The sequence below is a fragment of the Oceanobacillus sp. FSL K6-2867 genome, assembly GCF_037963145.1.
Classification (GTDB): domain Bacteria; phylum Bacillota; class Bacilli; order Bacillales; family Amphibacillaceae; genus Oceanobacillus.
Genome location: NZ_CP150144.1, coordinates 3522211 through 3542589, shown reverse-complemented (window position 1 = coordinate 3542589; position 20379 = coordinate 3522211). Strand labels below are relative to the sequence as shown.

21 protein-coding genes are annotated in these 20379 nt (G+C 37.4%); 8 read left to right on the top strand and 13 right to left on the bottom strand.

The window, feature by feature from the left end; genetic code table 11:
* Positions 1-26 precede the first annotated feature (26 nt).
* Positions 27-170, top strand: coding sequence for a hypothetical protein (locus NSQ77_RS17065; RefSeq protein ID WP_339227263.1), 144 nt, complete (start codon positions 27-29; stop codon positions 168-170).
* Between the two features lie 37 nt (positions 171-207).
* Positions 208-471 carry a hypothetical protein gene (locus NSQ77_RS17060; protein WP_339227262.1) on the top strand — a complete coding sequence of 88 codons (264 nt, stop codon included), beginning with the start codon at positions 208-210 and terminating at the stop codon, positions 469-471.
* A 205-nt stretch (positions 472-676) separates the two neighbouring features.
* Here NSQ77_RS17060 and NSQ77_RS17055 read toward each other — a convergent pair whose 3' ends face one another.
* The 5 genes from NSQ77_RS17055 to NSQ77_RS17035 all read right to left on the bottom strand — a co-directional run bounded on the left by NSQ77_RS17055 (position 677) and on the right by NSQ77_RS17035 (position 5022).
* Positions 677-916, bottom strand: a complete 240-nt coding sequence (locus tag NSQ77_RS17055; RefSeq protein ID WP_095310664.1) for a 4Fe-4S binding protein — start codon at positions 914-916, stop codon at positions 677-679.
* Positions 917-1078: 162 nt separating this feature from the next.
* The gene (locus tag NSQ77_RS17050) at positions 1079-1810 is read right to left on the bottom strand and encodes a GntR family transcriptional regulator (protein ID WP_339227259.1); all 732 of its coding nucleotides are present in this window, start codon (positions 1808-1810) and stop codon (positions 1079-1081) included.
* A 184-nt stretch (positions 1811-1994) separates the two neighbouring features.
* Positions 1995-2432: a RidA family protein gene (locus NSQ77_RS17045; RefSeq protein ID WP_339227258.1), complete on the bottom strand. Its 438-nt coding sequence runs from the start codon at positions 2430-2432 to the stop codon at positions 1995-1997.
* Positions 2429-3643, bottom strand: coding sequence for a pyridoxal phosphate-dependent aminotransferase (locus NSQ77_RS17040; RefSeq protein WP_339227256.1), 1215 nt, complete (start codon positions 3641-3643; stop codon positions 2429-2431). The genes NSQ77_RS17045 and NSQ77_RS17040 overlap by 4 nt, the downstream gene beginning before the upstream one ends.
* Before the next feature lie 74 nt (positions 3644-3717).
* Positions 3718-5022, bottom strand: coding sequence for an aminotransferase class V-fold PLP-dependent enzyme (locus tag NSQ77_RS17035; RefSeq protein WP_339227254.1), 1305 nt, complete (start codon positions 5020-5022; stop codon positions 3718-3720).
* A gap of 406 nt (positions 5023-5428) precedes the next feature.
* Here NSQ77_RS17035 and NSQ77_RS17030 point away from each other — a divergent pair, with 406 nt between their 5' ends.
* Positions 5429-5626, top strand: a complete 198-nt coding sequence (locus NSQ77_RS17030) for a DUF2188 domain-containing protein (protein WP_339227252.1) — start codon at positions 5429-5431, stop codon at positions 5624-5626.
* Positions 5627-5679: 53 nt separating this feature from the next.
* On the opposite strand, the gene NSQ77_RS17025 is transcribed toward NSQ77_RS17030, so the two are convergent.
* Positions 5680-7851: a DNA topoisomerase III gene (locus NSQ77_RS17025; protein ID WP_339227250.1), complete on the bottom strand. Its 2172-nt coding sequence runs from the start codon at positions 7849-7851 to the stop codon at positions 5680-5682.
* Positions 7852-8035: 184 nt separating this feature from the next.
* Here NSQ77_RS17025 and ytaF point away from each other — a divergent pair, with 184 nt between their 5' ends.
* Positions 8036-8659 carry a sporulation membrane protein YtaF gene (gene ytaF, locus NSQ77_RS17020; RefSeq protein WP_339227248.1) on the top strand — a complete coding sequence of 208 codons (624 nt, stop codon included), beginning with the start codon at positions 8036-8038 and terminating at the stop codon, positions 8657-8659.
* 79 nt (positions 8660-8738) lie between these two features.
* On the opposite strand, the gene NSQ77_RS17015 is transcribed toward ytaF, so the two are convergent.
* Positions 8739-9530 (bottom strand): SDR family oxidoreductase, encoded by a 792-nt coding sequence (locus NSQ77_RS17015; protein ID WP_339227246.1) that lies wholly within the window; start codon positions 9528-9530, stop codon positions 8739-8741.
* 281 nt (positions 9531-9811) lie between these two features.
* On the bottom strand, positions 9812-10708 hold the full coding sequence (locus tag NSQ77_RS17010; RefSeq protein ID WP_339227244.1) for an AEC family transporter: 897 nt from the start codon (positions 10706-10708) through the stop codon (positions 9812-9814).
* A 665-nt stretch (positions 10709-11373) separates the two neighbouring features.
* Between NSQ77_RS17010 and NSQ77_RS17005 the strand changes: the two genes are divergently transcribed.
* Complete coding sequence (locus NSQ77_RS17005) at positions 11374-12228, top strand: S1-like domain-containing RNA-binding protein (protein ID WP_339231054.1); 855 nt, start codon at positions 11374-11376, stop codon at positions 12226-12228.
* A gap of 33 nt (positions 12229-12261) precedes the next feature.
* On the opposite strand, the gene NSQ77_RS17000 is transcribed toward NSQ77_RS17005, so the two are convergent.
* Together NSQ77_RS17000 and NSQ77_RS16995 are read right to left on the bottom strand one after the other, a co-directional pair.
* Positions 12262-12546, bottom strand: coding sequence for a hypothetical protein (locus tag NSQ77_RS17000; RefSeq protein WP_339227242.1), 285 nt, complete (start codon positions 12544-12546; stop codon positions 12262-12264).
* A gap of 124 nt (positions 12547-12670) precedes the next feature.
* Positions 12671-12865 carry a YwbE family protein gene (locus tag NSQ77_RS16995; protein ID WP_339227241.1) on the bottom strand — a complete coding sequence of 65 codons (195 nt, stop codon included), beginning with the start codon at positions 12863-12865 and terminating at the stop codon, positions 12671-12673.
* A 205-nt stretch (positions 12866-13070) separates the two neighbouring features.
* Here NSQ77_RS16995 and NSQ77_RS16990 point away from each other — a divergent pair, with 205 nt between their 5' ends.
* A complete protein-coding gene (locus NSQ77_RS16990) occupies positions 13071-13940 on the top strand; it encodes a LysR family transcriptional regulator (RefSeq protein WP_339227240.1) in 870 nt (289 codons plus the stop codon).
* 120 nt (positions 13941-14060) lie between these two features.
* Here the strand turns inward: NSQ77_RS16990 and NSQ77_RS16985 are convergent, their stop codons facing one another.
* Positions 14061-14627 (bottom strand): TetR-like C-terminal domain-containing protein, encoded by a 567-nt coding sequence (locus tag NSQ77_RS16985; protein ID WP_339227239.1) that lies wholly within the window; start codon positions 14625-14627, stop codon positions 14061-14063.
* Positions 14628-14777: 150 nt separating this feature from the next.
* On the opposite strand from NSQ77_RS16985, the gene NSQ77_RS16980 reads away from it, so the two are divergent.
* A complete protein-coding gene (locus NSQ77_RS16980) occupies positions 14778-15539 on the top strand; it encodes an SDR family oxidoreductase (RefSeq protein ID WP_339227238.1) in 762 nt (253 codons plus the stop codon).
* Between the two features lie 132 nt (positions 15540-15671).
* On the opposite strand, the gene NSQ77_RS16975 is transcribed toward NSQ77_RS16980, so the two are convergent.
* Together NSQ77_RS16975 and NSQ77_RS16970 are read right to left on the bottom strand one after the other, a co-directional pair.
* Positions 15672-17390: a GMC family oxidoreductase gene (locus tag NSQ77_RS16975; RefSeq protein WP_339227237.1), complete on the bottom strand. Its 1719-nt coding sequence runs from the start codon at positions 17388-17390 to the stop codon at positions 15672-15674.
* 34 nt (positions 17391-17424) lie between these two features.
* Positions 17425-18192, bottom strand: coding sequence for a gluconate 2-dehydrogenase subunit 3 family protein (locus NSQ77_RS16970; protein WP_339227236.1), 768 nt, complete (start codon positions 18190-18192; stop codon positions 17425-17427).
* A 364-nt stretch (positions 18193-18556) separates the two neighbouring features.
* Here NSQ77_RS16970 and NSQ77_RS16965 point away from each other — a divergent pair, with 364 nt between their 5' ends.
* Positions 18557-20254, top strand: coding sequence for a M3 family oligoendopeptidase (locus NSQ77_RS16965; RefSeq protein WP_339227235.1), 1698 nt, complete (start codon positions 18557-18559; stop codon positions 20252-20254).
* Positions 20255-20379 lie beyond the last annotated feature (125 nt).

Here is a 20379-nt window from a genome sequence, read left to right as displayed (position 1 = left end):
AAAAAAATAGAAAGAGGTCCTAAATAATGAAGGTAAAAATGAATGTACAGACAGCCTATCATGGTGAATTGCTGCGAGCAGGCAAAGTATATGAAATTGATGAAACAACAGCAAAGCGTTGGATTGCCAGTAATTTAGCAGAAGAAGTTAAAAATGAAGATAAAATATAAATGTAAGTTATAATCTCGTCACAACGACGAGAATTAAATGGGTCAAGAACAGACAGATAAGTTAAGACTATTGGATCAGTCATTGGAAAAACACAATGAAATGATGGGCATATCGCTTCTGTCAAGTAAGATATCACTTCAATCGAAGAAAAGGAATGACACCCGGCAACATGAAGTTATGGATGCAATAAACTTAATTAGAGCAGATAATGGTCTTCTTTGCGATAGAAGCAGTGAACATGAAGTTGGTATGCTTCAAAAGCTGAATGAGAATCAATCTTTTAATGAAATGCATCTCTAACATTGTACATTACTTAACATATTGCTACATAATTTTCTCACTAAATACAAATAACATCCCCACTGGAACACTTCGCAATCTTGCTGCTGTAACTAGCGGGGATGATTAATTTAATACATCATATTTAGCTTTACCAATTTAACAGCACTGCTGGTCGGACAGATAGACAATTGTTCTGGAACTTTTCGTCTTCTGTCCAATAAATCTATCTATTTGCGAAAAATTCCTCCGCCTTTTCTAAAAATACTTCTTGATCAGGAGTCAAATCGTATTCTTCCTCGATCGCTGAAACTGGACAAACTGCTTTACATGCACCACAGTCAATGCAAATATCAGGGTCAATATAGAACTGATCTGGTCCTTCTTCTATACAATCAACCGGGCAGACACTTACGCATTCTGCTGCCTTTTCCGGTCCACATGGATCCAGTATTACAAAAGCCATTAATAGTTTACCTCCTTACTTTGCATACATCACTTTCTCTCTACTAAATGATAATGCTTAAACGGCTTGAAGTAAACCATTTGACTCGAAGTTTCGACAAATGATCTCAAGATATATTTTTTTCCTCATTTTAGTATTTAAATCTTGCTAGGTAGACCGTTATCACTGTATCCTTCGGTTAAATTCTATTGCATATTTCCATTTTTCTGATCTAAGATAAATAATTGTTACGTCTAAGGGAACAGATCTATTATCATAAGAAACCCTTGTACTTTTTAGAATAGACTGCCCTTTATCGACTTGCAGATGTTCTGCTAATTGAGAATCTGCTGAAATAGCCTCTATATACTCATTTATAGTTGTAAATATAATACCCTTTTCATCTTTTAATAGCTGATCAATCGAAATAAAAGAAGGGTCTTTTTGAAACATCTCAATTGATAAATCAGGATGCGAAAAGTGCTCCAAATAAATTACAGGTTCACCTTCATCTGTACGAATCCGTTTCAGGTGAATCATTTCTTCATTACTGTTAATCTCAAGTAAACTTGCATAATAAGGAGACATTTTTTTTGTAACCTCTATTGTTCGGGCTGATATCTTTTTCCAATCTTTCAGATAAATATGATTAAACCCTGTCATCGTTGTCCAATGGCCGATAGGCTTTCTATTTGCTACAAAGGAGCCCTTTCCCTGAGAACGATAAATTAATCCATCAGATTCCAGTTTATTTAATGCTTGCCTGACAGGGGTGCGACTGGCTTGAAACATTTTTTCCATTTCACTTTCTGATGGTAAGGCATCCCCTACTTTATAGGTGGAACTGTCAATCTTCTCTGCTATCGTGTCATAGATAACTCTGTATATGGGTTTTTTATTAAATGAGCTGTTCATTGTACTTTCACTTCCTCAGTGCATGAACCATCTTGATAAGGTGGATCGTTTATGATTGAAATAAGTGCTTAATAATTCTATTTTATTTTATAGGATAGTTAAGGTTTCATCAATCAAATCCGTTATAAACATATGCCCTGGTTTATGCGTAATCATATCAATTGGCTTTACTTGCACTGTTGCTTCATTTTGAAACACCAGCCATGATTTGAATTTCAACAGGCGCATTACCGGGCAAGGAAGCAACTCCAACCGCCGCTCGGCTGCCGATCCCTGTCTCACCCAATTTTTCGTGCAGGTATTCCGAAGCAAAATCTGCTAGACTTGAATGGGCTTGGTATGTGTCCTCCGCATTAATATAAATCGTAAGCCCAAGAATTTTCTCCAGCCGTTCACCTTTAGCAAGCATATTCGCAGCTGCCGTTAATGCATTTTCAACGGCTTGCCTTACTGCCTCTTTATACGTATCTATTGATAGCTCAGCACAGACTTTTCCGGTTTGTATCAAAACGCCGTTTTTTCTTGGGGTCATTCCGGCTGTATAAATAATATTTTCGAATCGGGATGCCGGAACGTAATTCCCCTGTGGAATAGGATTTCTTTTATTCTCAAAAATACTCATTTGCGATATACCTCCACAATTCTAATCAGTCGTTCAATGGCAGTAACAGCCGCTTGATGGTCCTGGGAAAAGTTGATGCGGAAACTATCCGTGAATTGTGGACCAAATTCTGAACCTGGTGTTACAGTAACATTTGCCTGTACGCGAAGTATTTTCACAAATTCTCCAATGGTAACATCCAATTTTGGAAGCTTCGGAAAGAGATAGCTGCCTGCTTCAGTAACTCTAACCTGAAAACCTTCTGAACCACGGAACTTCGCAATCAGATCATCGCGTATTGCTTGATGGTCGGAAATTCGTTTCTCCATCCATCCTGCTGGTTCATCAAACCAAGACTTCAACACCGCTTGACTATAACCAGCTGCCCGAAGAGATACGATAGCCTGAAGCTTTTCCATACGCTCAATAATTTGCGATGAACCGAATGCCACGCCTAATCTGTAACCACTTAGTGACTCTGTTTTTGATGGCCCCATGATTGTGATTACGTTTTCAGGATCCATTAAATTCTGTGCGGAAAGGTGTGTATAAGTTCTTCCTTCAAACAGCTGCCGTGAATATAGTTGATCCACGATAACAGTTGCTTCATACTGCTGTGCCAGCTCGGCAATGCTGCCAATTTCTTCAGGTGAATAAATCACCCCAGTTGGATTGTTAGGATTTGAGAATAAAAAGAGTTTTACTCCAGCTTTAAAAGCGGATTCTAATTGATTTAAATTTAAACCTGCATTAGTATTTGCAGTTAGGTAGTCCATCTCTATAGGAATAACTTCACCATCAAAAAACTCAACCAGTTTTCTATTAGCAAAATAATCTGGAACCACAATAGCGACTTTGTCACCTCTGGAAATTACAGACCCCATTGCCAGGAAAAGTGCTCCTTGTGTACCTGGAGTTATGATAAAATTTCGTTCCGCATTAATAGTTGTACCCGTAAATTTAGAAAGCTTTTCGGCTACATTTTCTCGGATCAATTTACTCCCCCGATACTCTGTATAAGCCTGCTTACCTCCAACATGTACTCCATCTATGAATCTATCAAGGGAACCAGGAATTGGTTCAAATGCGTCTACATCACCATGTGAGAAGTCAACCGGTGTACCCGGGATTTTTTCACCTCGCAATTTTATTTCACTCGTATCTTGTCGCACCTCTTGCCCAGGTGCAAATTCTGCACCCAGCTTTAAGAACTTTTCTTTTATCAAACTCATTCAAATTCTCCTCTCTAATTCTCTTATTTAAATTAAAATCTATTTAATTTCTATTGAAGAATCATCTTTTAAAATCATTCAGAACGAGAAACTGCAACACTTCTCTCAGCAATTTTTTGTGTTACCTCCAACAATTCTTCTACCTCTTCCACACTGTTGCAGTGTAAAGGAGAAATCCTTATTGAACCAGTCATTCCGAATGACTCTAACATCCTTTTCGAATAAATACTGGATGCTACTCGCTCATATACAATCACGTTTTCTTTTTCATATTGTCTAACAGCTTCTTTAAAATCTAAATTATCGATAGTTATAGCAACAATCAAATCTCTTTTGGATAAATCTTCATAGTCAAGATGGACAGTAACTCCCATAATATTCCTTAATCCTTTCACTCTTTCTGTTCCATTAAGCAATACTTCCAGAAGTGTTCTCTCATGGAGAGCAATCCGTCTCATTCCTTCCACATATAAAATTCTCTTATCTTTTTCATTGGAAAATTGACTTCCGATCCAGCAGACATAATTAACAATTTCACTTATTGCAGCAAAATGGGCTGGTGCAGGGCTGCCAAGCTGCCAATCACCTTCACTTTTCCCATTTAAACTGTGATGAGGAAGTTTCGCAGCTCTTTCGGAAAGATAGGCAATTCCGCAGCCCCTTATTCCAAAAAATTTATATGGTGCAAAATTCATAGCATCCACAGGAGTTTTTTCCATATCAATAATTCCGTGTGGGGCATGCTGTACAGAATCGACAATAATATACAGATTTGGTTTAATCTTTCTTGCCTCTCTCACAATCGTCTCAATGTCTAAAATAGCACCTGAAATGTTCGATGCATAAATTACAGTCAATAGACAAGTATTATCGTCAATGAGTTTTGTTATTTCTTCCACATCAACTCCACCTGTAATAGGGTTTGTCTTAGCTGTGCGTAATTCCTTTCCAAGCTTATTTGCATAAAACTTTGCCGAATCAAATGCAGAAGGATGTTCTAATTCAGTAGTCACAATATTTGTTCCATCAATATTTTCAGTAATGACACCAGTTATATCAAAAATGGCTTGGGAAGCAGTAAGATAAGGTGAAATACTTCCAGTTTTTCCATTAAAGATTATTCGTATGTCCTCGATTCCCCTTTCTTCAATTTCCGCCAGGTATCTAGCTGCTTCATGTTCACGCTGTGGATGATCAGGAAACATATCGAACTCCGAGAACTTTTCCACTGCACTTTTTAATCTGAAAGATCCTCCAGCATTGTCAAAAAATAAACGTTTTTTCTTGGTGATCGGATCCGAATCAATAAAAGCAAACTTCTCTCTGATTTCCTCCATTAATTTATTGCTGAATAGTCCTTCCTTTGTTAAATTAACCATTTTCAATAACCCTCCATTCTTTATTCAAAAGTTAAAATTTCAGTCCTGATGATATGCTCTTTATCAGCTAAATTGAATATACTTAGTATTATAAGTTAGTTGGTAGATCGTTTATTGATATACATTCAATGTTTACACATTACTTGCTTTGCATATTTGCAATTTTGTTATGCCGGCTCACTGGAATATTCTTTTTATAATTCCATTCAGCATACTTAGTATTACAAGTTATTATATATAGCTTACAACTGCACAATAAAGAATGTCAATAGTGAATTTTCAATATATTAAACCTTCCAATAAATAAGTCAGCCAAATGCTAGTTCTACTTTATTGCTGCAATGTTTTAGAAAGGATAGATATGGGAAAATAAATAACAACTTATGAAATAAAGGAGTTTTTTTAATTGAAAACGTACAGTGTCACACCGAATGTTGATGCAAGTGCTTGGTTTGTTAAATTGGAGGACGTTGCACCAGAGGAAGTCTACGACACAAAGTCAGAAGCTATTGAGGTAGCAGAACAGCTGGCACATGAAAATACACCAAGCATTGTCGAAATACAAGATGAGTATCATAATGTTTTGGAGGAAAAGAAGTATTAATAAGAACAACACAGAAAAAGGGATAGCTTAACATTATAAGCTATCCCTGACTTCTATTTCTTCATCTTCGCTAATGCATCAGCGAGTGCATTGTTCTTAAAGCCATCATCCTGTTTTTTCAAATACTTATTTACATCCTTTTTCGATACTTTATGCTTTTTCTCTTCTTGTTTACGCGCATTAAATGTGGATAGCTTTTCTCTGTGACCACATTTGCACATAAACATTTGCCCATCTCCTTCACCTCGAAGCTCCATGCGCTTATGGCAGTTTGGACAGCGTGCGTTTGTTTGTTTGGCAATATTTTTCTTATGACCACAAGAACGATCCTGGCAAACAAGCTTGCGACCTTGTTTATTCTTAATTTCCAGCATAAGTTTTCCACAACTTGGACATTTCGTTCCTGTCATATTATCGTGCTTAAACGTATCTCCACTGTTTTTGATCTCCTGAACAGCTTCTTTTGTATAGGTTTTAATCTCAGAAATAAACTTTTCCTTTGCAAGCTTACCCTCTGCAATTAAGGCAAGCTTCTGTTCCCATTCAGCTGTCAAGGCCGGAGAACGCAAATCCTCTGGTACAAGATCAAGCAGCTGACGACCAGTTGGAGTTAAATGAATATATTTTCCTTTCAGTTCCATGTACATATTATTAAATAATTTTTCAATAATATCTGCCCTTGTCGCCACCGTTCCAATGCCACCTGTTTGATTGATTGTTTTTGCCAAATGCTTTTCATCCGAGCTCATGTAACGCACCGGATTTTCCATCGCCTGCAACAAGGAACCTTCCGTAAATCGTTCGGGCGGCTTCGTTTCTCCTTCGGTCCGGGAAATACGAATATTCGTTAGTTCATTACCTTTATGCACAGCCGGCAAACGCTGGTCATCTTGATGATCATCGTCATCTTTGCGATTGCTGTATATTTCTTTCCAGCCTAATTTTTTAATCACTTTTCCTTTTGCAATAAATCGTTCTGAATCAATTTCAGCTGTAATGGTTGTTTGCTCAAATTCATAGGCATCTGAAAGCACGGCAAGAAAACGTTTCACAACAAGATCATAAATTTTAACTTCCCTATCATCCAGGTCTGCTAATAAGACCGGCTGTTCCGTTGGGATAATCGCGTGGTGATCCGATACCTTCGCATTATCGACGACAGCCTTGGAGAGCTTCAAATCCTTCTTTAGAATTTTCGCAGCTGATTTTGCGTATTCATCTACGCCACAAGCTTTTACACGAACCTTTAATGTAGGAACAATATCAGATGAAATCACTCGTGAATCGGTCCGTGGATATGTCAGAACCTTATGCTGTTCATAAAGCTTTTGCATAATCGACAACGTTTGTTTCCCGGAAAAATTAAAGATTCGGTTTGCGTCTCGCTGTAATTCCGTCAAGTCATAAAGCTGTGGCGCAAACTTCTTCTTATGCTGTTTATCAACTTGGACAACAGTTGCGGGCTTATTTTTCAACTGAATTTGTAGACGTTCTGCTTTATCTTCGGAAAAAATACGTGAATTATTTTTTTCATCCAGCCAAGTTAATTTAAATACTTTGTCTGTTCTGGCTTCAATACCGTAATATTTCCTTGGCTTAAACTCTTTGATTTCCTGCTCTCTTGCAGCAATCATCGCAAGTGTTGGCGTTTGAACTCGGCCACTGGACAATTGAGCATTATGCTTTGTCGTTAATGCACGTGTTGCATTCAGGCCAACATACCAATCAGCTTCAGACCTTGCTACTGCCGATTCATACAAATGCACATACTTTGCACCAGGCTTGAGATTTTTAAAACCATCACGTATCGCTTTATCGGTAACCGAAGAAATCCATAAACGTTTAATCGGCTTCTTAATTCGGGCCTTTTCCAAGATCCAGCGGGCAACCAGCTCCCCTTCACGTCCGGCATCGGTAGCAATAACGACTTCACTGACGTCCTTGCGTGTTAACTGGGATTTGACAACCTGAAATTGTTTGCCTGTCTTCTTAATAACGACTGGCTTTAATTTCGGCGGGAGCATCGGCAAATCTTCCATACGCCATGTTTTATATTTATCATCGTAGACTTCCGGATCTGCTAATGTAACCAGATGACCAAGTGCCCACGTTACAATATATTTCGAACCTTCAAGATAACCATTCCCCTTTTTCGTACATCCAAGCACCCTTGCAATGTCACGACCCACAGATGGTTTCTCTGCTAATACAACTATTTTACTCATCAAAAAATCCTCTCTATATGAACAATCCAATCGGGAGATCACTTTCTTCTTTTCTTTAAAAACCAAAAAACATCTACAGCTACTTTATCACAAATTAAGTGTTTCGTGCAGACTGATTACTGCAAGCACAACGTAACCATCCTTTCCATACTATAATCTAGAATCTTGTAAAGGATATGGTTAGATGCTTTATTATACTGGATTACTCTTATTAGTTACAGCAGTTAGTTTAGATGGTTTCGGCGTTGGAATCACTTATGGACTGCGAAAAATCAAAGTACCTGCTATTGCATTAGGCATCATTATGCTTTGTTCAGGTATTATCGTTTATACATCCATGCTGGTTGGCGATTTGCTTAGCTTTTTCATCTCAAAAGAAGTGGCAAAAATACTTGGAGGTATTATTTTAATTGCGATCGGTTTATTTTCATTTATAAATGTTATCCGGGCGAAATTAGTAAACGCGAATGCTACTAAGAAGGTTCACACAACAAGAATAGAAGATATTAAAACTGTAATGACAACTCCTGATAAAGCAGATTTAGATCAATCTGGTTCCATTTCAGCTGGTGAAGCATTTCTGCTTGGGTTAGCCCTCGCGCTGGATGCATTTGGTGCTGGAATAGGTGCATCAATGCTTGGGTATTCTCCTGCACTTACTGCCGTCCTTACAGCGTGTATGAGTGGTTTCTTTTTATTTTTCGGTATGAAGCTAGGAATTTTTTTATCACAGCAAGAAAAACTGCAGCGCCTAACCTTTCTGCCACCCGTTATTTTAATTGCAATCGGGATTTTTAATATTTTTTAAGGGTTATACCAAATATTCGATAAATGTGCACGTACAAAAATGGATCAGGCTTAATTGCCTGATCCGTTTTGCTGATCGGTTACAATGCTTTCACTTGTCCACCATCAATAATTAATGACTGTCCTGTAATGTATGTATTTGCTCCAGACGCTAAGAAGACAACTGCCTTCGCAAACTCCTCTGGCTGGCCAAATCGTTTCATCGGAATCTGATTCTCGGATTCTTCTATGATTGATTCAACACTTGCATGACGCTTTTCCGCTCTTACCTTATACAGCTCAAGTATCCGATCTGTTTCAACGGTTCCTGGACCAACTGTATTGACTAAAATATTATCAGCACTTAATTCCTGTGCCAATGTTTTAGCAAGTCCAACGATACCTGGACGCATCGTATTCGATAGTACCAATTGGTCGAGACTTTGTTTTATCGATGATGATGCAAGGTTTACAATATGACCACGGTTTTGTTTTTGCATGAATGGAACGACCGCTCTTATTGTCCGGACAAAGCTGAGCAGATTTAATTCAAATGCGTGATACCAATCTTCATCCGTCATTTCCATAAATGACCCAGCCGGTGGTCCTCCTGCATTATTAATGAGCACATCGATTGTGCCATTCCATGATAATGCTTTTTCAACAAGTCGATCAATCGCCTCTGAATCCTTCATATCGCAAACAGCATAATCAATCTGTTCATTTCCTGTTTCTTGTTTAATTTCCTTGACTGCAAGCTCTAATGAACCTTCATTCCTGCTGCTTAATAAAACATGAGCACCTTCCTTTGCAAATTCTTTTGCAATTGCCTTTCCAAGCCCTTTACTTGCTGCTGTTACTATCACTGACTTTCCTTTTAGCTCTAAATTCATCCCGAATACCCTCCTTATTTATCTTTTTTTCAATTATAGCAAAAATCACAATGAATACACGCATAAACCTAGTCATATTCACTTACAAGTACAAAAAAGCCCGAGACGGATTGTCTGTGGGCTTGTTACGAGTTCATTATTTAAAGCAATGAGATAATGAACCCAATTACTACGATTGCTCCAATTATCATTAGTATTGTTCGAATCATATTAATCTCCCTTTTTGGAATGTTTGAGTTTAATAACAAGTTTCCCCATATAACTCCAGATAAAACATTGGGTTAGATAATAATATTTAATAGAATACTAAGCGTGACAATACTAACTAGTGTTGCTATAAATGTAATACTCGAAACCAGGTCTGGCTCTGTATCAAATTCAATGGCATACATAGTTGTTGTAGCAGCTGTTGGCATTGCTGAAATAATAACAATAACAGCAGAAATTACCGGATCTACATTAAAAACAGAAACAAAAATTAGTCCAATAATGGGTGCAGCAATCATTTTTAAGGTTACAGCAGATATAACAACCTGCCAATTGAGTTTCAGTGCTGTTAGGGAAGCAAGCTGCATCCCAAGCATAATCATCATTACTGGAATAGCCGCACTTCCAACCATATCCAATGTTGAATGAACGGAATCGGGAATTTCAATCGAAAAAAACTGAAAAATAAATGCCAAAATCGCTGCATAAGTGGTAGGCATTTTCAATACATTTTCAAAAGCACGCCGAAAACCACTTTTACTTCTTGAAGCATAGTAAACACCAAAAAAGTTATTTTGCAATGCTTGAACCACCATGATGAAAATAGCATATGGCAATGCAGCATTACCTACCGTATACAATACAACAGGCAAGCCATAATTACCTGAATTCATAAAACCTGAAGCCAGAATTGATGCACTTTCTGTATTCGGCTCCCATTTAAAAACTTTGGCCAGTATCTTATTGATGCCTACCATTATGTAGAATAGTACAAGCATATAAATAACAATCACCATATAGCCACTATTAAACTCTGTATCATATAATGTTACAAATATAAGAGCTGGCGACAGTATGTAAAGTGATATAGCTGATATTGACTTTACATCCAGAATACGAATTCTTTGTAATATAAAGCCTGAAGCAAAAACTGCCATAATCGGTACAATAATATTCAGAAATAAACTCATCCATGACATCTCCATTTTATAAGAACTATTCACTAGTTTATCACAATTTCTGCCGCTTCTTGAAAGAAAGACTATTTTTCTCCTTTTCTTGTAATCATGGTTTCATAGACAACCTGCCACTATATTTTTACACAAAAAAACATTTGACATATACAAGTATATATGATATGTTAGTTAATCTAGTAACAAATAAGTATTTCTGGCATTCTACAATGTTTTTGAAGATGCTTATTCACACTGGCGCGACTTAGGGGTCGCAAGGACGTAAGAGCAGGTAGGGCTTACGTTGCTTAAGTTAGAGAACACCAGTGGAACATGTACCGCGGTTAAGCGAAATTCTTGGCAGATAGCTTATAAAAGATTTTATCTGCATAGATGTAACAAATTGAATGCTCGATAGAAGGCTTTGACTATAAAAGCTTTCTGATCATAACGTTATTGACTAAAAATAAGTGTTATTCCATGAAACACTTTCCTAACTATCAGCCAGATAGTTCTTGAACAAGAATTTCCCACCCGAAACAATCGGGATAATAAAATAAAAATGAAACTTATGTGTTACTTTTAAATCAAAGGGGTACTCTTAATGATGAGGGTACTCCTTTTCCAATACATATCAAGTGAACACCAAAAACATGAAAAGAACGAAAGTAGGTTTAAAATACATGCATACATTATCCATAGGGAAAGTACAAACAATGACCGTTTCGCGAAAAATTGATACAGGCTATGTTTTAGAAAAAAATGGACTAGAAGCGCTTTTACATCATAACGAAACCGAACAAGACTACGATGAAGGCAAAGAAATTGATGTTTTTCTTTATAATGATAAAAAAGGAAACATTGCAGCAACAGCGATATTGCCAACTGTTCAAACGGATGTTTACGATTGGGCTGAAGTTGTCGAGGTTATCCCTAAATTAGGAGCTTTTATAAATATCGGCATAGCAAAAGAGATGCTTGTATCGGTTGACGACCTTCCTCTATACACAGCTGTGTGGCCAAAGCCCGGTGATAAGCTGTTCGTTACTTTAGGCAAGGACCAAAAAGGAAGATTGCTCGCAATACCCGCTACAGAAGGAGTTATTGCCAGAGAATTCGAGTTAGCTCCTGAGGAGTTATATAATCAGCCAATATCCGGTACAGTTTACCATACAAGCAAAGAAGGTTCGGCTATTCTGACTGAAGAGGATTACCGTGGGTTCATCCATCATACTGAACGCAAAGAGGAGCCCCGACTTGGAGAATTCATCCATGGCCGAGTGATTGATGTAAAGGAAGATGGCACATTAAACATCTCCTTGCGACCACTTAAGCAAGATAGCATTGCAGAAGATGCGGAAAGTATTTTATTACATCTAGAAACAAATGGCGGCGTGATACCATTTAACGATAAAAGTGATCCAGAAGACATTCGTGGAACATTCCATATCAGCAAGGCTGCATTTAAACGTGCTTTAGGAAGACTCTTAAAAGAAGGTAAAGTGGAACAACGTGAAGGAATGACATACCTAAAATAAAAAACACAGCATCTTTTTATAGATGCTGTGTTTTTATGCAGTTACATTTTGATAAGCGTCAATAATTGATGTAATAATAAATCCGATTGCCGCTGAGAACAACGCTGCAATACCCCAGCCACCAAAGCCTGCTCCTAATAAGTCTACTTTTGGTGCGATTGATGCTACTCCTAATAACAATAATCCAACAAGGACTAAGAAGATATTTGGATAATAGCAAGACCTTGATTCTTTTGCGGTCATTTTAACAAGTAGAACGTTTGCAAGAAGTGTTGCTATTGTTAAAATTCCCCCGATTGTAAAAACTGCCAAAATCATAACTTTCACCCCATAAATATTAAATGACATTACCTATAGTCTACAATTGAAAGAAATCAAAGTCAATTAGAATAATGATTTTGAAGGAATGTTTCAACAGGCAATACTTCTAGTTAACCTCTTCCTATTTAGTTTGAATCCTCCCTACTTGACCATCCTCCAGCCTGACTTTGATTCCATGTGGATGAAATTCTGATTTTGTCAAAAGATCTTTCACAATTCCTGCCGTTGTTTTTCCTGTGCGTTGATCTTGCTTCAATACAATTTCTACTTTTTGCCCAGAATAAATATTTTTTCGATATCTTCCATCAACTATCATTTTGCTATTTCCTCCCCTAACTTCTTTTCTTTAATAAAACCTGATTTAAAGCATCTCATTTACTTCTATCGTTAGCCATAATATACTAAAATTAAGTAAAATGCACGGTAATCATTCATAGCGTGCACGACTATTTTTGTGAAACTTTCTGTTTTAGTATACGATATAATGCACTAGAAATTGATGAAGGGAATAAACATAAAGTATGGCAACTATTACACAGCTTCATATCTTTTCAAAAGTTATTGAAATCGGCAATTTTACGAAGGCTGGACAAGCCTTAAAAATGACACAGCCTGCTGTCAGTCAGGCTGTATCTAGTCTTGAAGCAGAACTCGGTGTTACACTATTAATCCGCGATAAATCCAAGGGACTCATGTTAACAGATATCGGCGAAAAGATTCTTCTGCAAATCCGCACGATTGAAAACAGCCTTAAAATAATTGATCAGGAAGTTGCCGCAGAAAAAGGCCTTGAAACTGGCACCATCAAAGTCGCTGGTTTTCCCGATGTATCCGCACGTTTTCTGCCTAAGATTATTCAGGCAGTCCAGCAAAAATATCCGAATATAGCCATCGAATTATTTGAAGGGTCTGTCGAAGAAGTTTTTAACTGGATCACATCACGTATGGTGGATATTGGATTTATTTACTCTCCACATAGTAGCCTGGATATTATTCCACTGGTGGAAGATAAATATATGGCAGTATTTCCTCCTGAACATCATTTACTTAAAAAGTCATTAATTACGTTGTCGGATCTATCAAATGAATCATTGATCGTTGGTAAGTGGGGAGATCCAAAAGCGATTGAACAATTATTTATTGATAAAGGACTTCCCTATCATCAAAAATATACTGTTTCAAACCTAAACACAATGCTCGGAATGATTCAGGAAAGGCTTGGTTTATCAATACTCCCGGAACTTGCTATAAAAGATACGGAAATGTGGAAATACGCTCGGCCAATCTTGACCGATTATCGGCGAAATATCGCATTAGCTGCTATTTCATTGCAGCAAGTTTCCAGAGCAACCAAGCTATTTATTGACATTGTGAAAGAACAGGTCAACTAAGAACAAATGCACGGTACTGAAAGAACAAGCTGTCCCCCTCTGGGGTCTTTTTTTATACCAGTACAATACGTTTATACTTTTTCTTGCCTCCTCAAAGCTATTAAAGGTTCAAGCTGCCCTTTATGACCTAGTGTTTGTGATGAGCTTGATCAGCTGCTCGTTCAGTATTTCTATTGACGTTGTATAGTTTTGTTTATGCCATTCGATGATAATTCCGATTATAGCATTGGCATGGTAGCTTATGAGGTAATCAAAGTCGACATCCATATACACTGCATTATTATCTATGCTCAAGGATTCCTCCATGAATTTACGTATTGTATCCAAGACGAGATAATAATAGGTCATTGGAGATTTTCCATCAAATATAATCTGATAAAATGATTGATATTTTTTTACATGATTAAAAATATCAATCATTTCCGGAGTCATATTATGAATCTTAAATTTTGTATTCAAATATGGTTTCTCATATGCCTCTCTAAAATCTTCTACAATCACTTCAAAGTAATGTCGAAACACATCATGAACATCACGATAATGCAGATAAAAGGTCCCACGGTTAATTTGTGCGATTCTGCATAGCTCTGAGATAGTTATGGATTCTAATGTCTTTGTATTTAATAATGTGAGCAGTGCCTTGCGTAAGCTTTCTTCAGTCTTTATAATCCGTAAATCTTTTTTCATCTTTTACCACCTTTAATCAACATATTTTCTGATAAACGTTTATTAATCACCATTTTCCGATTTTCTTTTGATTGCGCTTCCTTTAAAGTCCATATATAATTTTATTGTACAGATGTTCATTATCTTCATCAATATGAAGGAGGAAATTAAATGAAATTACAAGAAAAAGTTGCGATTGTAACTGGTGCTGCTTCAGGTATGGGAAAAGCAATTGCGAAGTTGTATGCTATGGAAGGTGCTAAAGTAGTTGTAGCTGACCTTAATTTTGAAGGTGCTGCAGAAGTTGTAAAAGAAATTATTGCAGATAATGGGGTTGCTGTGGCCGTTCAGGTAAATGTGGCAAACCAAGAAGATATTGATCACATGATTGATACGGCTGTTAATGAATACGGTAAATTAGATATTTTAGTAAATAATGCAGGAATTATGGATGGGTTTGAGCCAGTTGCTGACATTACGGACGAACGCTGGGATTTAATATTTGATGTAAATACGAAAGGTGTTATGCGTTCGATGCGTAAAGCAATTCCGTTATTTCTAAAGCAAGGCGCTGGTGTCATTGTGAATATCGCATCAACAGGTGGGTTAAATGGGGCACATGCGGGAGCAACCTATGGTGCTTCCAAGCATGCAGTTGTTGGTTTAACGAAGAACACAGGTTATATGTACGCACAAAAGGGTATCCGTTGCAATGCAATCGCTCCTGGTGCAGTAAATACAAATATTTCTGCTTCCATGAAAAATATTAATCCGTTTGGGATGGAGCGAACCAAAACAGTTCAAGGTGTTATTCCGAAAGTTGGGGAACCAGAAGAGATTGCAAATGCTGCACTTTTCCTTGCTACAGATGAAGCGAGCTTTGTAAATGGAACAGTTCTTACAGTTGATGGCGGATGGACTGCTGCATTCTAATATGGATAAGGCAAAAGCACTTTCTCTTTTCACAAAAAAGGGAAAGTGCTTTTGATTCCTAATATATTAATACTTGCACTTCAACAGCTGTCACACAGTGAAATATTTTTGGGAATATATTCCAATCAACAATTAAACGAGTGATCCGCCACCATCTTTAAGATATTTTATAATGCCTTCAGAAGCTCGGTAAGATAGCGCACCAATCGTCCCAGTCGGGTTAAATGAACTATTATGGGGGAATGCAGAAGCACCAATAACGAATACATTCTCAGCTTCCCACATTTGTAAATAGGAGTTTACTGCCGATGTTTTCGGATCAACCCCCATAATAACGCCGCCAGTGTTATGTGTATTTGTATCCACATTCACATTAAAGGCTGCTTGTTCTTCAGTAGTTTCATAATGATCTGCGCCAATTTCCTCCGCAATTTTACGGGTTACTTTTGACATATATTTTACTAATTCTTTATCTTGTTCGGTATAGTCATACGTCATGCGTAATAATGGCATGCCATATGCATCTTTATATTCGGGATCAAGATCAAGATAATTGTCTTTATGTGGCATGCTTGCACCTTGTGATTTCACCTGTAACGTACTATTTGCATATTTAATAGATTGCTTTTTAAACTCTGATCCCCATGACGATGTTCCGCTTGGTACTTGATTAATGGCAATTGGTCGGTTGCCATATTGTGTCATGCGAATCCCTGAACCATGAATAAAGTTTACATCTGAATGGTCAAAGTTATCTCCAGCGAAATCTGGAATTTCAATTCCTAATGCACCAGCCCCAGCATAGTTATTAAACTCCTTATCCTCATAGAATAACGTGGTAGCACCTGCACTTACTTGGTAACAATAATTTTTACCAATTGATCCTTCCCCAGTTTCTGGGTTATACGGTGTACCTAAGTTAGAGTTTAATAGTAAACGAACATTATTAAATACATAGCTTGTTACAATAACAACATCAGCTGGTTGTTCGAATTCTTCACCAGTAATTGTGTTAACATAAACTACTCCTGTTGCTTTTGTTCCATCATTTAAAATGCGCGTTACATTGGAATGTGTTCGAAGATCGAGGTTACCTGTTTCCTTAGCAACCGGGATAACCGTTACCACTGGATCTGCCTTCGCTCCGTACTCACATCCAAAGTTTTCACAGAATGCACAGTATTGACATGCTGATCGTGAGATTCCATCTGGATTCGTATAATTTTCCGAAAGGTTAGCTGACGGCAGCATATACGGATGATAGCCTAATTTTTTCGTTGCTTCCTCAAAAAGTTCAAATGTAGGTGTTTTAACCATCGGTCCCGTTGGATATGGGTTTGAACGGTGTCCATACATTTCTACCGTTTCACCAGAAATCCCCGCCATTTTTTCAAATGTATCATAATACGGTTCAATTTCATCATATGTAATTCCCCAGTCCTGTAATGTATACTCTGAACCTAGTTTATTTGCCCCATATTTCTCTTCTGTCAAAGATTTAATTTCAAAATCGTATGGAAGAAAACGATAGGTTTGTCCATTCCAATGACTTCCTGCACCACCAACTCCATCCCCAACAATAAATGTTCCGTAGCTGCGCATTGGAAGTGCACGCATGTTTGGATGATTACGATGTGTAATGGTTTCTTTCGATAAGTCTTGCATTAATTCTGTTCGATGTTGAAAGCGAAGCTCATCATGTCCCATTAAATAGTCATTTGTAGTTCGCTCTTTCCCACGCTCAATACCTACAACTTTAATTCCTGCTTTTGTCAGTTCAGAAGCAATAATACCTCCTGCCCATCCCATTCCAACAATAACTGCAGGCACCTTAGGTAGTTTTGTGCTCATGATTGTCAATTCCTTTCTTCAAGTCCCTCTTCAATTAGTGCCCCATATGGCTTTGTAAACTTTCAGGTTCCAATTCAATAAATTCTTTACTCACCACTTCATTGTTATAGTTCATTCGAGAACCTGGGAATTTACGCATTGCCCAGCCTTCCATGTTTTTATTTCCACCATACATTGGATCCGCGTATGCACCCTCGATTGTTAACATACGAAGCAATTCAAAGAAAATACTGCTTGATAGACCTGAAAGCTTGTAATCACCACTTTCAAAATCAGTTAAAACTTCATCCTGCTGCTCGGCATTTAATGAAGTAAATTTGCTGTCAAATTTTTTCGTACTGTAGTCATCTAATCCTTTTAATCCCAACAAAAATAAATCCTTCCGTAAAATACGTATTTGTTCCTGCTGAGTGGCTTCAGCTTTATAAAAAGCACCTAACATATAATCTTTTGCATTAATCCCCCAAGGACTAGCCAATTGATGATCAATATAAATAGCTACATTTAAATCAGCTGCACCTGGTCCGTTTTCATCTGCAGGGAATATCCGCTCTGTTGCAGCAACTGTAGTTTGGTACTGATCAGGTGTGAAGAACATTAGTGCTGCATTAGGATTTGCTGCAGGAGCGACATGTTCGGGTTCTGTAGCTGGTTCATGCTGCTGTTTTTCTCCGCCAAAGCCAATTAGACCTCCTAGCACACTACCTACTACAACTCCCCCAGCTGCCACTCCAGAATTTCTTAGGAACTTACGTCTTGATGACCCCTTTTCATCAAGTTGATATTTCTCTGATTCTTCCATCAAAAAACCCCCAGTAATAGAATAATATATTTGTCTTGACTGCTTATGAATGGAAATAGCTGTTTTCATTCATAAGCAATACAAAGAAACTCTCACCCACTTCGGATGAGAGAGCTTCCATTTTACTATGTAGTGGAAAGCCTTTTTCAAACTCAATTTAAAATAATTATAGCATAGGAATCCTTCTAAATAACAATGCTAATTTAGTTATATATCATAACTAATAGGTTATGAAAACGTTATATATCATAATTTTTTGGTTTTTATGAAATAATAATTTACAAAGAGTCTTAGCTAAAATAGAGGTTTTTTACACAGGAGGTCGAATTATTAAAAATGATATATATATTCGAGGGGGTTCACCATGCTAAAATTTGAAGACTATGCTTATGAAAGGCCGATACTTCATGAGGAACAGGAAACATTTAAAGAGCTAATAGTTAATTTCAAAAATGCACAGTCAGCAGAGCAAGCTATTAGTGCCGCAGAAAGCATCAATGCTTTTCGTAATAGATTATCAACTTTATATAACTTGGTCTATATACGTGCATCGATTGATACAAAAGATACATTTTATCAAAAAGAACGTGATTATTTTGATGAGATTCAGCCAAATCTCAAAGAAATGTACACTGAATTTTATAAAGAACTAGTTAACTCAACCTATCGCAAGAAATTAGAAAAGCAATTCGGTTCTCAGCTCTTTCAGCTTGTCGACAACGAAATTAAAACCTTTTCGCCAGAAATCATTGGCCTATTACAAAAGGAAAATAAGCTTGCTTCTGAATATTCAAAGCTTGTAGCCTCTGCAGAAGTAGCCTTTCAAGGTGAAACATATACATTGGCACAGCTTGCCCCGTTTGCCCAAAGTGAAGATAGAGAAGTTCGCAAGCAAGCTATCACTGCAAATGCTGGATTTTTCGAAAGCCATGCAAAACAATTTGACTCTATTTATGATCAGCTTGTAAAAGTTCGACACGAAATCGCTTTGAAGCTTGGTTTTAAAAACTTTGTGGAAGTTGGTTACTTGCGAATGCAGCGCATTGATTACAATGCCGAAATGGTTGCTGCATTTCGGAAGCAAGTTCGTGATTATATCGTGCCACTAGCTACGAAATTATATGAAAAACAAGCTGCACGCATTGATGTCGACTCCTTGAAGTTTTATGATGAAAGCTTTCAATTTAAAAGTGGAAACGCTAAACCAAAAGGTTCTCCGGAATGGATTATTGAAAACGGCCGAAAAATGTACAAGGAATTATCGAATGAAACAAATGAATTTTTTCAATTTATGCTTGATCGCAATCTGATGGATCTCGAAGCAAAAAAAGGAAAAGAAGCTGGTGGATACTGTACATTCATTGAGGATTACGAAGCTCCATTTATCTTCGCCAATTTTAATGGAACTTCTGGTGATATTGATGTGTTAACACATGAGGCAGGACATGCATTTCAAGTCTATAGTAGTCGGAATCTGAAAGTCCCTGAGTACATCTTCCCTACAAGTGAAGCTGCAGAAATACATTCCATGAGCATGGAATTTTTGACGTGGCCATGGATGGAGCTCTTCTTCAAGGAAGATACCGATAAATATAAGTACTCCCATTTAGCTGATGGCCTGCAATTTCTTCCTTACGGTGTTGCTGTAGATGAATTCCAGCACCTTGTATATGAAAATCCAGACTGGACACCAGATCAGCGTAAAGATGCATGGAAAAAACTCGAAGAAATCTATTTGCCGCATCGTGATTATGATGGCAATGCATACTTAGCTTCTGGTGGTTATTGGCAGCGACAAGGACATATTTATGATATACCTTTTTATTATATTGATTACACGCTTGCCCAAATTTGCGCATTCCAATTTTGGAAGAAATCGCGTGAAAGCCATGAAGCGGCATGGAAGGATTATTTAGATCTTTGTAAGCAAGGTGGGTCAAAACCCTTCTTAAGTCTTGTGAAAACAGCCAAACTAAATTCTCCATTTGAGGAGGGAACGTTCAAGGAAGTCATTCAGACCATTGAAGAATGGCTTGATTCAGTGGATGATCAAGCATTATAACGCTATTTAAAAGCAGTATCCTTAATTGGATATTGCTTTTTTGTATAAGTTTAATATTATGTAAACGTAATTGGTATTAGTACAATCCATAATTCCTTTATGCTAGAATAGACTACAAATGCGCA

What these genes read in the sequence shown, in the direction of transcription:
- NSQ77_RS17060 (WP_339227262.1), top strand. Translation starts at nt 208, where the DNA reads ATGGGTCAAGAACAGACAGATAAGTTAAGACTATTGGATCAGTCATTG.
- NSQ77_RS17015 (WP_339227246.1), bottom strand. Translation starts at nt 9,530, where the DNA reads ATGAATTTAGAGCTAAAAGGAAAGTCAGTGATAGTAACAGCAGCAAGT.
- NSQ77_RS16975 (WP_339227237.1), bottom strand. Translation starts at nt 17,390, where the DNA reads ATGAGCACAAAACTACCTAAGGTGCCTGCAGTTATTGTTGGAATGGGA.
- NSQ77_RS17065 (WP_339227263.1), top strand. Translation starts at nt 27, where the DNA reads ATGAAGGTAAAAATGAATGTACAGACAGCCTATCATGGTGAATTGCTG.
- NSQ77_RS16995 (WP_339227241.1), bottom strand. Translation starts at nt 12,865, where the DNA reads ATGATAGTTGATGGAAGATATCGAAAAAATATTTATTCTGGGCAAAAA.
- NSQ77_RS16985 (WP_339227239.1), bottom strand. Translation starts at nt 14,627, where the DNA reads ATGAAAAAAGATTTACGGATTATAAAGACTGAAGAAAGCTTACGCAAG.
- NSQ77_RS17000 (WP_339227242.1), bottom strand. Translation starts at nt 12,546, where the DNA reads ATGATTTTGGCAGTTTTTACAATCGGGGGAATTTTAACAATAGCAACA.
- NSQ77_RS17045 (WP_339227258.1), bottom strand. Translation starts at nt 2,432, where the DNA reads ATGAGTATTTTTGAGAATAAAAGAAATCCTATTCCACAGGGGAATTAC.
- NSQ77_RS17005 (WP_339231054.1), top strand. Translation starts at nt 11,374, where the DNA reads ATGCATACATTATCCATAGGGAAAGTACAAACAATGACCGTTTCGCGA.
- NSQ77_RS17010 (WP_339227244.1), bottom strand. Translation starts at nt 10,708, where the DNA reads ATGAGTTTATTTCTGAATATTATTGTACCGATTATGGCAGTTTTTGCT.
- NSQ77_RS16980 (WP_339227238.1), top strand. Translation starts at nt 14,778, where the DNA reads ATGAAATTACAAGAAAAAGTTGCGATTGTAACTGGTGCTGCTTCAGGT.
- NSQ77_RS17025 (WP_339227250.1), bottom strand. Translation starts at nt 7,851, where the DNA reads ATGAGTAAAATAGTTGTATTAGCAGAGAAACCATCTGTGGGTCGTGAC.
- NSQ77_RS17035 (WP_339227254.1), bottom strand. Translation starts at nt 5,022, where the DNA reads ATGGTTAATTTAACAAAGGAAGGACTATTCAGCAATAAATTAATGGAG.
- NSQ77_RS17040 (WP_339227256.1), bottom strand. Translation starts at nt 3,643, where the DNA reads ATGAGTTTGATAAAAGAAAAGTTCTTAAAGCTGGGTGCAGAATTTGCA.
- NSQ77_RS16965 (WP_339227235.1), top strand. Translation starts at nt 18,557, where the DNA reads ATGCTAAAATTTGAAGACTATGCTTATGAAAGGCCGATACTTCATGAG.
- NSQ77_RS16990 (WP_339227240.1), top strand. Translation starts at nt 13,071, where the DNA reads ATGGCAACTATTACACAGCTTCATATCTTTTCAAAAGTTATTGAAATC.
- NSQ77_RS17055 (WP_095310664.1), bottom strand. Translation starts at nt 916, where the DNA reads ATGGCTTTTGTAATACTGGATCCATGTGGACCGGAAAAGGCAGCAGAA.
- NSQ77_RS16970 (WP_339227236.1), bottom strand. Translation starts at nt 18,192, where the DNA reads ATGGAAGAATCAGAGAAATATCAACTTGATGAAAAGGGGTCATCAAGA.
- NSQ77_RS17050 (WP_339227259.1), bottom strand. Translation starts at nt 1,810, where the DNA reads ATGAACAGCTCATTTAATAAAAAACCCATATACAGAGTTATCTATGAC.
- ytaF (WP_339227248.1), top strand. Translation starts at nt 8,036, where the DNA reads ATGCTTTATTATACTGGATTACTCTTATTAGTTACAGCAGTTAGTTTA.